Annotated in this window: 9 protein-coding genes and 1 pseudogene; 2 read left to right on the top strand and 8 right to left on the bottom strand. The window is 39.6% G+C overall.

Features of this window, described 5'->3' with window-relative positions:
* The first annotated feature begins 26 nt into the window (after nucleotides 1–26).
* Entirely contained in the window at nucleotides 27–923 is an 897-nt protein-coding gene (locus tag BWD42_RS11890; RefSeq protein WP_077436554.1) for an alkaline phosphatase family protein, read from the top strand.
* Nucleotides 924–1,022: 99 nt separating this feature from the next.
* Here BWD42_RS11890 and BWD42_RS11885 read toward each other — a convergent pair whose 3' ends face one another.
* From BWD42_RS11885 to BWD42_RS11855, 7 genes and pseudogenes are all read right to left on the bottom strand, one after another.
* Complete coding sequence (locus BWD42_RS11885; protein ID WP_077436552.1) at nucleotides 1,023–4,253, bottom strand: glycoside hydrolase family 2; 3,231 nt, start codon at nucleotides 4,251–4,253, stop codon at nucleotides 1,023–1,025.
* Between the two features lie 170 nt (nucleotides 4,254–4,423).
* Entirely contained in the window at nucleotides 4,424–5,458 is a 1,035-nt protein-coding gene (locus BWD42_RS11880; RefSeq protein WP_077436550.1) for an alpha/beta hydrolase, read from the bottom strand.
* Between the two features lie 491 nt (nucleotides 5,459–5,949).
* A pseudogene (locus BWD42_RS11875) lies at nucleotides 5,950–6,306 on the bottom strand (VOC family protein); the annotation flags it as partial.
* Nucleotides 6,307–6,386: 80 nt separating this feature from the next.
* A complete protein-coding gene (locus BWD42_RS11870) occupies nucleotides 6,387–7,802 on the bottom strand; it encodes a sugar MFS transporter (protein ID WP_077436546.1) in 1,416 nt (471 codons plus the stop codon).
* Between the two features lie 77 nt (nucleotides 7,803–7,879).
* Nucleotides 7,880–10,042 (bottom strand): glycoside hydrolase family 97 protein, encoded by a 2,163-nt coding sequence (locus tag BWD42_RS11865; protein ID WP_077436544.1) that lies wholly within the window; start codon nucleotides 10,040–10,042, stop codon nucleotides 7,880–7,882.
* A 376-nt stretch (nucleotides 10,043–10,418) separates the two neighbouring features.
* The gene (locus tag BWD42_RS11860; RefSeq protein WP_077436542.1) at nucleotides 10,419–11,141 is read right to left on the bottom strand and encodes a LytR/AlgR family response regulator transcription factor; all 723 of its coding nucleotides are present in this window, start codon (nucleotides 11,139–11,141) and stop codon (nucleotides 10,419–10,421) included.
* The gene (locus BWD42_RS11855; RefSeq protein WP_077436540.1) at nucleotides 11,128–12,189 is read right to left on the bottom strand and encodes a sensor histidine kinase; all 1,062 of its coding nucleotides are present in this window, start codon (nucleotides 12,187–12,189) and stop codon (nucleotides 11,128–11,130) included. Before BWD42_RS11855 ends, BWD42_RS11860 begins: the two co-directional genes overlap by 14 nt.
* A gap of 149 nt (nucleotides 12,190–12,338) precedes the next feature.
* Between BWD42_RS11855 and BWD42_RS11850 the strand changes: the two genes are divergently transcribed.
* On the top strand, nucleotides 12,339–14,192 hold the full coding sequence (locus BWD42_RS11850; protein ID WP_077436538.1) for an alpha-amylase family glycosyl hydrolase: 1,854 nt from the start codon (nucleotides 12,339–12,341) through the stop codon (nucleotides 14,190–14,192).
* A gap of 90 nt (nucleotides 14,193–14,282) precedes the next feature.
* Here the strand turns inward: BWD42_RS11850 and BWD42_RS11845 are convergent, their stop codons facing one another.
* The gene (locus tag BWD42_RS11845) at nucleotides 14,283–15,323 is read right to left on the bottom strand and encodes a SusE domain-containing protein (RefSeq protein WP_077436536.1); all 1,041 of its coding nucleotides are present in this window, start codon (nucleotides 15,321–15,323) and stop codon (nucleotides 14,283–14,285) included.
* Nucleotides 15,324–15,343 lie beyond the last annotated feature (20 nt).

The raw sequence follows: 15,343 nt of genomic DNA, 5'->3' as shown, positions 1-15,343 counted from the left end.
AAAAACAAACATTTAATAACCTAAAAATGATAAAACTAAAATCTCTACTCTCGCTATTCTTGCTCGCTGTATGCTTGCATGTAAACGCCCAACGTATTATTGTCATCGGTTTGGATGGTTTCAGTACAGAAGGGTTTAATGGATCCAAACATCCCAATATTGATAGGCTTTTTGAAAAGGGACTGATCACCCTCAGCAGTAGACCTGTGATCCCCTCAGTGACCTTGCCCAACTGGACAAGTCATCTTACGGGACAAGGTCCCGAAGAGCATGGAATCACAGCCAACAATTGGACCTTGACGAAGCATCCCCTCAAAGCAATAGAAACAGACGTCAATGGTTATACCCCTTCGATATTTAAGGTACTGAAAGATAAACAGCCAAAAGCCAAGACTGCATTCTATTACAATTGGGCAGAACTCATCAATCCAATTAACAAAAAATATCTTGACGAAGTTTCCTTTGAAGAAAATGACAAATATCAAAGCAACTACGCAAAAGCATTAAAATTTATCAGCGACAATAAGAATGATCCCACTTTGGTATTCTTATACAGTGTTCACGTCGACCACGCTGGCCACCAGCATGGTTGGATGTCACCGCAATACATTGCCGCGATAGAAGAAGTTGATGTCGAAATTGGTCGTTTTGTCCAACAGCTAAAAGACGATGATCTGTATGAGGACAGTTATTTCCTCTTGCTTTCAGATCATGGCGGTATTGCCAAAGGCCACGGCGGAGTGACTATGAACGAGATGCAAGTCCCTTTTGGTATCACTGGCAAAAAGATAAAAAACCTGGGCAATACAGCTGCTTTTTTTAACAGTAACCGAAATACCTCGTGGATCTTAGCTAAAATCTTTGGCCTTAAAAATATCCCTAAATCATGGACTGGTATCGCCCCTCCTGAAATTTTCAAATAAAAATAGCGCGAACAAATTGTTGTCGTACATATTTTTAATATTTCTACCGTTGCTGTGAACGGTAGAAATATTAAATTCTTGCCAGATCTATATATTTTCTTAATCTACTTCCTCCGTCAAGGCTATCTTCGAAATCATTGTATTGGGTCCTTTTAAGGTACTCACTTTTAACTTTAATACCCCATCATTGGAGTCTTCACGCATCACATGCAATTTGATCCACTGACCATCTTTGTCGTGTCGGCCTAAGGTATACGGCCGTCCTTCAAATTCAATATCTGCCTGACGTCCCAAGTTATTCCAGTCATGGAAAAAGACGTAAAAAGTACCGATCATGCCTTGTGGCACATGCATGGTCACTTCCATTTGTTTGCCCTGCCATGCTGAAGAAACCTCGTCTTTCCACACACCTTCTGCTTTTACGCTATAAGTCGCCGATTTATTCGCTTCATTCAAATCCACGACAGAGGACCAATCGACATTTCGGTCAGTAGCTTGGGATTTTTTGCCGGCTTCGACATACAGCAATGAATTTTTAAAGACTTTTGGTACAACACTTTTTAGAGGCTCCACGAAGACAAACATTTTTCGTAATGAATCCAAATTTGGTTGGTAATCGGGATCGAAGTCATCAGAAACCATATACTTTTGGAGACTTGCTTTCAACTGCTGGCTTACTGGATTTTTCTCATCTTGTATGTTAAAACCAGTCACTAATAACTTGCCTTTTCCAACCTTTAATTCAAAAATAGAAGCCAGCTTGTTGTTGCGATGAAAATCGTCTATTGGCTGTGCTATGGGCCTATAGACCGCCGGAAAATTATTAATATAAAAGCCTTTTGCACCTTTGTAGATTGCTTGCCATTGCCAGTTGCTGTATGCATCTGTTGGAAATTCCTTAAATGCCGGATGTTTGTCGCGCAGTAATAGGCCTATCGTATTGATTCCCTGCCCCGGAAAAAAAGTAAGTGACCAATACAGTGGGTAAAAGCTGATCACATCTGCCGTTTTCACATTGCCCAGATCAGAAGCATCCAACAAGACCTTTCCGCCGGCATTTAAAACTTGCTCTGCCTTAGCGTCAAACCGCTCTGTTACATACACCTCTTTTTCATGAACATTGACTGGTGGATATACCCAGATCTCCCAGCGATTTTTATTGGGTCGATCTTTCAATCCAACCTCCACGGTTAGCTTTGTAGCTCTTTTGACCTTGGAAAAATCACTGGTAAAGGATCCTATAATTTCTGAGCTCCCGGCCTGAAAAGTTTGGTTCGTAAAATCACCAGCGGAGAGCACTGTTGCTGTTTCATCATAAATCTTCCAGTACACCCCATCTTGGATATCAGCCTTACCGTAATGGGCAACCTGCACTTTGGCCTGGAAAGGCTCTTCTGTTTTCCATACAAATTTTGGAAGACGTAACAGCATCACTGTGGTATCATGGTGCATCTTGAATTTTTCCGGGGTAGTAATCCCTTTGCTATCATAAAAAGCATCCAGCCAACCTATTAGCGCTTCCCCTTGCCCTTGATAGTCCTGCATGCTTAACAGTTGTATGCCTGCTGCTGAAGGTGTTCGAAGAAAGGATTCTATCTCATTTTTATACATCAGCTGGTTGAGTGCGCCAGAAGCCTGCACGAAAGCTTCATTTTGTGATTCGAGCTTGTTTTTTCTGGCTTGTTCGCGAAAAAGTTCAAGGTTTCTGGCTTTCAGTACGCCAGTGTATTTTTTTATTTCATCCCATCTTGGGTATACGGGCCATTGCCCAATTTCATGTGCGATAACGGGGATATTGGATTGACTATACACCTTTTCAAAATCCCAATCCGTTGTCGCACCACGTAGCCCTCTGGTCCCTCCTAATTTGTCAATATAATGTGTTGCGATAAACTGATCCAGCGCTGTTATCTTCCGTGCTGAAGAAACAGCATATAATCTTCTTGAATCTTTTGCTTTATAAGGTTTTAGCCAGGATTCCATGACGTCAAAGTCTGAATTCCCCAATTCATTGCCGATGGCCATTGTTATAAAAGAAGCATGGTTTCCATAACTGGCCAACATGGTAGCAATCTCTTTTTGTGCAAATGAATCCGCCGACGCATTGTGACCTAGCCCCTTCGGCCTGCCCTTTGTGTTCATTTCTTCACGTCCCGGATTGTCAACTGCCATCCACCAATCCAGCCAGATGACTTCAGGCTGTAGATAAAGCCCTATTCGATCTGCGGCAACAAATGCCGCTTCCGGTGGACACCAGGAATGAAAGCGCACATGGTTTAACCCATAAGCTTTATAGATACGGAAGATCCGTTCCCATTCTTCAACATCCATCGCCGGATAACCGGTTAATGGAAAATGGACGCAATCCAAATTTCCACGTAGAAAAACGGGGCGTTTGTTTACTAAAATCTTCGATTTGGAAGCGCTGATTTCACGAAAACCTATTTCCATCTCCTTCACTTCCAATTCGCGATCCTTATCATCCAGTAACCTCAGCGTCAATGTATATAGATTCGGATTGATATCGTCCCACAATTGAACTAAATCAGGTACATTTTCAGTAATATCAATAGGTTGTTTTGCTGATAATACAGTAAACTTCCGCTTTCCAAGAAACAGCTCGTTCCCACTCTTACGTTCCCGTAAGGAATAGGCTAGCGTTACGGAGATTTTCTTGCCACTATTATTCAATAAAGTATCTTTGAGCTGAAAAGCCTTGGGTGCAATTGATGTGAAAACTTGTGGATTAAAAAAATGGATTGGATTCTTTGCTATGAGTTCAATTTTGCCGACTATACCATTCCAGATACTCTGAGTGTACTCTGTGTAAGCATGACCTTTGTCACCAATGTTGTAGATCATGTCATTGTTAATACGGATTGTCAGCCGATGTTTGCCCGGACTAAGCGTCCCAAGTGCATACAGATGTGGCGAGTTTAATGCATCCTGCGGCGTAAATTGTCGACCATCCACGAAAAGCATAGATTGCCACATCACCCGTTCCAGGTTCAGAAAAATCTGTTTACCTTTCCAGTTGGTTGGCACCGTAATTTCCCGCTGGTACCAAGCAGGCCCATAATATTTATATGCTCGGGTTAGGATACCAAAGTCAGATCCATTTGTTTTTGTCCCGTATCTGGCTTCATCTGTCGTCCCCGGTAATTGGATTGTTTGGGCAAGATCACGTTCAAACCACTTTTCTTTCAGTCCCCGGTTTTTCTCGTCCAGACTAAAGCGCCAGGTTCCGTCTAACATATGTTTGTTCTGTGCAAATGAATAAGTTGAGATAATCCAAAAGAAAACTCCGATAGAAAAGGATAACAGCTTCATAAATAATGTGGTATTAAAGTGTTATTCAAAGAAACTCTTATTAACGGTATCCAAGATGTAGAAAAATAGTAAAAACATGTAAAATATGCCTTTTTGCTTTAACAAAAACAGGAGAACCCAACGTTCGCAAGAGCTATCTGTTTAGTTAGCGGCATTTTTTTGCAACAGCACTATTGCGGGTAATAGTGCTGCTGTATTGCCTTTAGCTGATCGACGATCAGCATTGAGCTTCTCTCATTGGCAATGGTCAGCATTTTCTGAAAGAAAAGCTGCGTCGGGCGAAATTCGTATCCCAGCTCGGCCGAAACTCTATCAAAATGCTGGCGAATGGCTGCTGGATCTTTTAGGGCATCCCGAAAGTTCCAGCGATAAGCTCCAAAGATAAAGCGCAGGCCGTCGTTGTTGCCCGGCAGCGGCACGGTACCGTGGTCATCCTCTTCGTAGAAAGCATATTTCCATTGGAGATTTTTGAGCTGTTCATTTTCCAACAAGGTTCTGAATTTGGCAATCGCGATTTCATGTTCATCATCGCTCACATTTCGAAGGCGGGCGTTATTGGCCTGCGCCAGAAAGAGGCGGATGTCCTTAAAGTCCCGTCCTGACGCTTCGCCTTTTTTGATCAGCAGTTCATTATCCCACCAGAGGCTGGGATCATTGGCAATGTAGGCATTAAACAAAGGATTTGTCAATAAGTTATTGATGGCAGTCAGCCCGCCAAAGGAATGGCCTACCAGCACTTTGTAGCCATTGGAACGATAGTTTTTTTCGATATAGGGAAACAGCTCCTTGCCGATAAAATCCATAAAAGCAGCATTTCCACCTGATCGTTCAAAGCCCCGGGTGCGTTTCCCGGAGAGCGCTTTCGGTCCCGAAACTGCGGTCGGAGTCAGGTCCCGCGTACGGTCCGTATTGGCAATGCCCACCAAAATAGCGGGTGGCAGAATACCCGAGGGTTCACGGCTCAGATAATGATATAGGCTGGCAAGGTACTTAAAATTGGTCTCCCCATCCAATATATAGATGACGGGATAACTGGTTTTGGAATAGGTTTGGTAACCTTCGGGCACCGATATCAAGATGGAACGGTCCTCGTTGACAATCTGCGATCTGATACTGGCCTCGACTCCGATAGTTACTTGTTGACCCGCAACTGGGCCAATTGATAATAGCAACAATAAACAAACGATAAATGGATTAAATTTCATGTGATGAGCTAATAAATGATTAAGAACAGTAAATACCTTTCAACGCGCTATTAAGTTCGCTGTCAAAGATACTATTATTTATATTAATTCTAAATAATAAACACCTGAATTCTGTACTTCGAAGGCATGTGAACCGTTTATTAATAGTATCAAAACATTAAAATATAGTACAGAATACAACGGGTAACACCCGACACCAAGCCGAAGCGTCCCGATCTGAAACCGCACAAACACAAACCTGAGGATTCGAAGTAAAAGAATAAGGGCTCAGTTATCAAATATAACTGAGCTCTTATATATCGATATGAACCTTCCTTGAGCAAGATTTCAAGAATTTGATCGAAGCTCTATTACATTAAACTTCAATTAAAATTATGTTATTTAAATATTTGCTGAAGTGCATTGATAAAAGAAAATACACCAAACAAACATGAATAAAGCAGTAAATATTTGATTTTCATTTTTTTTTCGATAGTAATTTATTATCTAAGTTAGCTCTCATACGGTGTCAATTCAACTACTGTTATCCGATTACCATATAAATCGGCACAATGAAAATATTTACTTCCTGTTGTCGTTTCTATCGGCTCAAGGATAGTCACATGATTTAATCGAACATGCTCATACAGTGCATAACAATCATCATTATAAATCACCAACAATGGCTGCCCCCCTGTCTGTTTACCGACCAGTGTTTGCTGCGCCTCTGTCTTGGCTTCTAAAAACCAAATTCCGTTATTATGATCTCCATTAAATTTAATATGCAAGAAACGGAGACTATCATATACTTTTTCGTCATAAAGCTTTTCGCAATAAAAATTTTTCTCATAAAAAGCGAATGCTTCATCATAATCGTCTACCTAAACGATACTTCTTCCTAAGCTGATTTTCATAATTGATTGAATTAGATCACTGATTTAAAACTCCATTAATGTCCTCCCAATGCTGCCGCCGTCGGAGAAACAACGGAAAGATGCCGTGAAGAATAGAGCCCAAAAAGCGCAATCACGATATAACAACATGTAGGCAACAAAAATGAGGACTGTACTCCTACTCTATCTGCGATATATCCCTGCAAGACTGGAACCAAAGCCCCCCCGAGTATTGCCATGACGACCAGCGAAGAACCTTGGCTTGTATATTTCCCTAAGCCTGAAATAGATAATGTATAAATATTTGAGAACATAATCGAATTAAAAATTCCTATCCCCAATATGCTATACATCGCCATAAAGCCCTGATTTAGAATAGCCGATAGTAATAAAAGAATATTTACCGTAGCAAATATCATCAATGTACGAGCCGGCAATGACTGCCCAATAAAAAAAGCCACAAAGTTTAACAATACAAATAATAAGAAAAAACTTATCTGTGAAAAATTTAAGTCGACTACCGCATATATTACCCCAAATACCGCTATGGCTGTAATGAACATATATACAAATCGTCTATTTGTTGGAATTTTAGTACTGAGTGAGATCGAACCTAAAAAACGTCCCATCATTGCACCTCCCCAATAAAGGGCTAGATAATTTTTGGCAGCTGCTTCCGATAAGCCCACAATGGAGGGCAATTCCAAAAAGCTAATGATGAAGCTGCCTACTGCAACTTCCCCGCCGACATAACAAAACATTGTGAGCATGCCATATCGTAAGTTCGGAAACTTTAACGCTGTCAGGCCGCGAACGGGTTCAGAACCTGATTCTGCATTAAAAGAAGGGAGCTTAACCCTTGAAATAAATATAGCCACTAGAATCAGAACTACACCAAAGGCCACATAGGGTACGCGTGTGGATAATGCACTAAAAGAACCATCCGCGGTTGAAAAAAGCTCAAAGATAAGATGTCCCCCTAGGATAGGCGCTATTGTAGTACCGAAAGCATTAAAAGCCTGTGTCATATTCAGCCTGCTGGAAGCTGACTCCTGACTGCCCAATAACGAGACATAGGCATTTGCCGTAATCTGTAAGACAGTGAACCCCAAACCAAGGATAAAAAGCGCCGCTAAAAATAGAGGGTAAGAAGAAATGGTCGCCGCTGGATAGAATAAAAAACAGCCCAATGCAGCAATCATAATTCCTGCAATAATTCCTTTTTTGTAGCCTATTTTATGAATAGGATCACCCATTGTTGCTGAATAAATGAAATAAAGCAAAGAACCGATAAAATAAGCTCCAAAGAAACAGAACTGGACCAACATAGCCTCGAAGAATTTCAGATTAAAGAGCTGTTTCAAATAGGGAATTAGGATATCGTTCATGCAGGTTATAAACCCCCACATAAAAAATAGGACTGTAATAGTGATGAGGGAAAATGTGTAGTTGGATTTAGGTTGGTTTTTCATAAAATTGATATTGCTAATAGACAGGATTAAGGCTTCTTTTTAAAAAAGAAGCCTTATTTTAATCCATTAAATGGCCTTTATTTTTCAATTGGAACAATCGAAATGGCATATCCGCCAGCTGCAGCACAGAATTGCGCCAAATTGTCTTTGTGGGTTACCTTCATTTTTTTAACCGTATAAGCTTGCGGTTTTGTTTTAAAGTTAGCATCTGGTGCATCGGCATAAATAGTAGCCAAATAGGTCTTTCCTACTTCCAGAAAATCAAATTTTATATGGGATGTTCTACTATCATTTCCATTGACACTTCCCAGAAACCATTTGTTAGTATTTTTTTCTTTGCGTGCCACCGTAATATACTGCCCCGGCTCCGCTTCCAAATATTTACTGTCATCCCAATCGATCCCCACATCTTTAATAAATTGAAAAGCATCCGGAAAACGATCGTAGTTTTCTGGAAAATCTGCCGCCATTTGCAGTGGGCTATACATCGTCACATACAAGGCTAATTGATTTGCCAAGGTACTATTTACATGGGCACCATTCGGTAAATTCATTTCAAAAATACCTGGTGTATAATCCATCGGCCCACCGATTAATCTCGTGAAAGGCAGGATAGTGACATGATTAAGTGCATTACCGCCAAAGGCTTGATATTCTGTTCCACGAGCGGACTCGTTACCGATCATATTGGGCCAGGTACGGGCAATACCAGTAGGACGAACCGCTTCATGAGCATTGACCATAATGTGGTATCCAGCAGCTTTTTCGATCACAAATTGATAGTGATTATTGGTTGATTGACTATAATGATGATCTCCTAGGGGTAATATCTGACCAACATATCCGCTTTTAACAGCATTATAACCATATTGTTTCATCAATTTAAACGCAGTATCAATATGACGTTCGTAATTACGAACCGCCCCTGATGTCTCATGATGCATGATAAGTTTTACCCCTTTTGAATGCGCATATTCATTCAAGTCTTTCAGATTAAAATCCGGATAGGGTGTTACAAAATCAAACACATAATCCTTACCATGGCCAAACCAATCTTCCCACCCTACATTCCATCCTTCTACCAGTACGCCATCAAATCCATGCTTGGCGGCAAAATCGATATATTTCTTGACATTGTCTGTCGTAGCACCATGTGTACCATTAGGTTTTGATTTTGTAAAATCAGTTTTTCCTAGCTGTACTGAAGGGAAATCATTGGTATATGACCAGCTATTTTTACCTGTAATCATCTCCCACCATACACCAACATATTTGGTGGGCTTGATCCAAGACGTATTTTTAATCTTGTTAGGTTCATTCAGATTGTAGGTCATTTTTGAAGCTAGTATCTCACGTGCATCATCACTAACAATAATTGTTCTCCAGGGCGATGTACAAGGTGCCTGCAAACGTCCTTTATCACCGTGCGCATCAGGTGTTAACCATGATTGAAAAGTGAAATTTTTGTCATCCAAATTCAAATGCATAGTAGGATAATCTATACAAGCTGCTTCGTGAAGGTTGATATAGAGTCCTTCTTTGCTTTTTAACATCAACGAGGTTTGAACTCCAGTCGGCGAAAATAACGTTTGAGAAACATTACCCTCTTCGTAAGCACTTTTCATCAAACCTTTTATCTCCGAAAGTTTTGATGTTGTATAATTATACTCCTGTGTATCGTAATCACCTGGAATCCAATAAGCCGTATGATCTCCTGTCATTGCAAATTGGGAATACTCCTCCTGAATGGTGAAATAAATCAGATTTTTCTGTTGTGGAAATTCGTAGCGAAAACCTAATCCATCATCAAAAAGGCGAAACCGAATCTTCATGGTCCGATCTGTTGCTTTTTGATTTAATGTAATCTCTAATTCATTATAATGATTCCTGACCCGTTTAGTCTCGCCCCAAACCGGGTGCCAAGTCTCATCAAAAGTAGTTCTTTCCATTCCTACCACTTCAAAACCGCTGGATAATGACTCATATTGTTTTTTCTTTGCTACACTATCTGGTCCGCTAAACGTAGCGGTAGTATTCATGTCAGTTTTTAACGCAAGTCCCAATCGGCTGGGATTAATCACACTTTTACCTTTGTATCGCAGTTCATAGCTTGGTTCACCTTTTGGGGTCAACACAAAATCCATTATAAAATTACCATTTGGAGATCGTAGCTGCTGGGCATTTACTTGAATACCTAAACAAGCTAGAAAAACAAAGAATAAGAAATTTATTTTTTTCATTAGCTGTATGTTTGTACTATTTTAAAATTCGAATTGATTGGTGAAATCAGTTGAATGATCGAAGCAAGATAAAATGGGATATCCATTCCAGCCGTTTGGCGCAGCATCTCCTACCACCAAAGTATGATGCATACGCCAGACAAACCGGACTACTTGCATATCTTAAATTATCAATGCTTGATATTCTCAACTAATTGGTCATTCTTTAAGCGTCTTGAACATTTCCAAATCTAGAGAAACATTCATATAAGGGAAAGACTACTAAGACAAAATATAAATAAGAAAATCATTCAACAAGCTGACAAACAAAACATTAACCAAACACCCGACATCGAAAAATATAAACACCTTTCGGGAATTTATTAAAGAAAACGAGTCATTCAGAAGCTAATCGCGTCAGAAAATCTGCTACGTCACTATGATAAAATCTTCCAATAGGCAATTGTTTATCTCGGATATTTATATGTTTGGCACCGAAACTTGTAATTTTCTTTATAGCTACTGAGAATGAACGATGGATTCTAAGGAATGTACCCTCTGGCAGACGGTCTTGTATGTCAGTAATAGATTGATAAATTTTATAAGGGCCATTTGATGTATAGATTATAACATAGTTACCCTGAGATTCTAGGTATTCTATTTCATCTAAAAAAAATTTCATCATTTTCCGATCACATTTTACAAAAATAAAAGCGCGATCTTCCACATAGTTAACTGGAACCGTTATCGTGGAACTTATCTGCTTGGTCTTACTGTATTTATTCACGGCTTTTGTAAAGCGTTCTAAAGAAATAGGTTTTAAGATATAATCGATGGCATCCAGTTCAAATCCTTCAACAGCATAATTAGGGTAAGCCGTTGTGAAAATAATGGCTATTTCTTTGGAAAGACTCTTGGCAAATTCAATTCCGGACTTCCCTGGTAGATTTATATCTAAAAAGAGAAGGTCTATTTTCTCGGTAGCCAATAGCTGTTGTAATCCGACAATGTGCGTGTACTTACCTTTTAAATCCAAGAAATCGAACTTGGAAATATGAAGTTCAAGTAAATCCGAAGCTGGCAATTCGTCTTCAACAATAGCACACTTAATTTTTATCATCTTTGATCTTCAATTTTAATGAGACAAAAAAACTCGAGTCATCCCGTTTGATCTGCAGCACATGTCGATGCGGATAAAGTAACTCCAATCTACGCTTTACATTTGCCAAACCAATTCCTTCTGCATTCTTTATTTTAGAAGCAGTCCTGCCGGAAAGACTGTTTTCAATCTTTACAACTAACCACTCTTCATTGACTGTAATTGCAATGGTGATCCAACCTTTATTGGTCTCATTTAGGCAATGTTTATAACTATTCTCTATAAATGGTAAAATCAAAAACGGTTCGATAACAGCATCCTTATTTTCGCCATACATACTAAAGCTGATCTGCAAATCATGACCAAAGCGCAGACGCTGTAACGCGATATAATTAGTAAGATGGTCAATTTCGCTTGAAAGAGGAATATTTTTGCGATCTGCCTCATACAAGGAAAAACGAAGCAGATCCGATATTTTTAGAACAATCTCAGCTGAATCATTAGATTGATTCAATATCTTACTATACAATCCATTTAATACATTAAATAAAAAATGCGGGTGAAATTGATTGCGAAGAGCAGACAATTCAGCTTGCAATTTCTCAGACATGATTGCCTGCACTTTACTCTTTTCTTCTGCTAAATAATAAAAAAGCCGACATGCTACGGGGATACTGACCACAAATTGTAGTTTACTGATATTGTACAAATAGACTGGAACTGAAAAGAGGGATTCGGCCTTCCAAAAAGTTAGATAATAACGTATGATAATATAATTATCGATTATCCGCTGCACAAAAGCAAAAAACAGAATCATCCCGATGTAGCCAAAAGCAAAGACGACATATTTTTTTTTGAATAATAATCGAGGCATCATCAACTCCACAACAATCGTTACAAATATAATTTTAGGAAGAAGGCTATAAAACTCGTTGCGTAATACGGTAATAAAATCGCCAGTAGGTATACTCTGGATAACGCTAAATAGTAAAATATAGCCCAGCCAATATAAACTATACATTTTTATCAGCAGCAATTTATTTTGCCTATTGGAATTTCTTATGTGCATAATGTGTTTCTAGGTTTATAAAAATAAGGCTATTCTTTCAAACGCAAGTTGTTGTTTATAATATAAATAATGTCGTCTGCATAAGTTGTTTTTTAAGCATCCCTGAGAAGGGTATATTCGATTTTACGATCAATTAAACATCAATTCACATGAGAAAAACAATCTTATTGTATGTTGCTTTACTTTGCAGCATATGTACCGTCAATGCCCAAAATATTGACATTTACCCAACCAACTGGTGGGTCAACATGAAAACGAATACAGTGCAACTTCTAATTCGAAGCACAGGAGAATCATTTTCATCCGATAGCATACGTATAAACTACCCAGGAGTTACGTTGGTAAAAACACACCGATTTTCTAATAAAAGATATCTTGCTGCTGATATCTCTATCGCATCGCAGGCCCAACCCGGCAATGTCACCATCGAGGTCTTTCAAAATGGGAAGAAAAGGAAGATCTACTGGCCACTAAATCGCCGCAGATCGGGCAATGGCAGTACTTACGCACAAGGGGTGAATTCATCCGATTTTATCGATTTGATTATGGTAGACCGATTCAGTAATGGTGATCCCGATAACGATCAAGTTAAAGGAATGAAAGATCAGTCCTTAGATAGAAATGATATGTATGCACGCCATGGCGGAGACTTCCAGGGTATTATCAATAACCTGGATTATTTGCAAGGACTGGGTATTACTGCCCTATGGTTTACTCCCGTAATGGAAAATGATATGCCCAACAGAACTGAACACGGTTACGCTATTACCAACCATTATAAAATCGATAAGAGATACGGTGGTGATGAGTTATACAAGAAATTAAGTGATGAACTCCACAAAAGAGGAATGAAACTGATATTTGATGCCGTGTATAACCATTTTGGTTTATACCATTTTTTAGAACAGGATCCCCCAGAAAACAACTGGGTACATCGCTGGTCGGAATATACCCAGACCTCTTTTCGGGAACAGCCCCTATTTGATCCTTATGCTTCAAAATCGGATCGGAAGAAAATGAGTGATGGCTGGTTTGATAGCACTATGCCTGATATTAATCAGGATAATCCCTATATGGCTAATTTCTTAATTCAGAACTGCATATGGCATATCGAGACATTTGGTATTGACGGTGTCCGTTTGGATACATATACTTACAACGATTTAGACTTTGCCAACCGTTGCAACCAAGCAATCTTAAATGAATTTCCTCAAATTACGGCTTTTGGAGAAATTATGGTTCATGGTGTAGCCAATCAGACGTATTTCGAACAGAACAACATCGCGACACCTTTTAAAAGTAACTTACCTTCGGTGGTCGATTTTCAAAGTTTATACTATGGCATTATTCCCGCACTGACGGAGCCTTTAAGCTGGACATCTGGAGTAAATAAACTCTATTATACCGCGAGTACAGATTTCTTGAGCAAAAACCCCATGCAAAAGGTATTGCTATTGGACAACCACGATGAACCTAGATTTTTCTCTTTAGTAGGTGAAGATGCCGAGAAGCAGAAGATTGGCTATCAGTGGCTCCTGACCTACCGAGGAATTCCGCAATTATATTATGGTTCAGAAGTGCTCTTGAAAGGTCTTAAGGCACCTGATGGTCTCCTTCGGTCAGATTTTCCAGGTGGCTGGAAAACAGACAAAAAAAATGCTTTCACAGGGAAAGGGCTCAGCGAAGATGAAAAGTCCACACAGGACCTTGTTCGTAAATTGGCAAATTTCAGAAAAACGTCATCAGCGATTACGACAGGTAAAATGATGCATTATGTTCCTGTAGAAGGGTTATATGTATACTTCAGATACGATGGCAATCAAACAATTATGTGTGCTATGAATACAAGTGATACCGAGAAGGAAATTGACTTCAAAAAATATGAGGAGCGTACCTCGGACTTTAAATTAGCACAGAATGTGCTTACCGAAGAGGTCTATTCAACAAAAAGCAAGACAACAATTCCACCTATGAAAATGTGGATACTAGAACTAAAAAAATAAGTTAAATCAATACTATATATCCTCTCTTAATAAATCAAAGGCCCGGCATAACTGCCGGGCCTTTTAATTTTAAACTTGAAGCGTGATGAGCTACTTTTCGTTTTTTTGCAGGCTGACCTTGATTGCAGTAGGATTTCCCTGCGCATCTGTTTTGGTTACGTTCAACTTCACTGTATAGTTGCCTGCTGCGACAGCAACATTTCCACCGTTCAGGACAAAATCATTGATGCTACCACCAAAATTTATGCCCCAGTCGTGTCCATATCTTATTTTAATATCTCCAGCAGCTAGATCTTGTGTTAAAGTAAATGTACCTGTACCGTCGTTTACAAATTTTAGATCCGTATCCCCATCCCAGCCTTTAGGAGTTGCACTACCGATCAGGGACCATATCTTGGCATCAGAAATCTCCCATTTCATTTTGTTCATATCAATCATGACTTTCTTCGCTCCTGGCGTGAGCACATTAAAATTATCGCCTCCCAATCGAAACGTGCCACTACCGGCATCTCCATAATTTATGGTCCAGTTCTTTTTGGGTGTAATTTTAAAATCTAGCTTACCTACAGGAAAATTAATAATGCCCTCATAAATGCCGTTACTTGTTGAAGAGAGGAGGCTATCTGCAGTTTCTGGAGACCAATTTTGATACGCTCCAGGCATATAGATCCAACTTGAAGCCTTGAACGGTCTACCTGTCAATAAGATTATGTTCGAATAACTCACTGCATTAGCAGCAGGTTCGGATTTCAGCCGGACTTCAAGCTGCCCTTGCTCACCAATTTTCATTCCCAATTTCAACATAAGTTCATTCATTTGATTGACAGTGGGCGAAAAAGTATAGGCCTTTTGAACAAATTCCAGCGGATTCGCAAAATTGTTTCCCTTGACATCAAATTGGATAGTCGAAGTAACTGGAATTTCGGTTTCCGTTACCTCCACCTTCGAAAACGAGAGAGTTAACGCTGGCTTCTCCCCATCCGCTAAAGATAATTTCAGATCCGTCGTGGAAGTATTCAATGTCCCGACGGGACCTATATGTGCAATCATTTGATTTTCTGATTTGTTGCAACTAGCGAGGCCAAGACTAAGTAGGCCGATCAGACTCCCCTTAATGATTAAATTTCTCATTGTTAAGCTTATTTATCGTG

This window comes from Sphingobacterium sp. CZ-UAM, from assembly GCF_002000245.1.
Lineage (GTDB): Bacteria > Bacteroidota > Bacteroidia > Sphingobacteriales > Sphingobacteriaceae > Sphingobacterium.
This window is presented reverse-complemented; position numbering and strand designations above follow the sequence as displayed.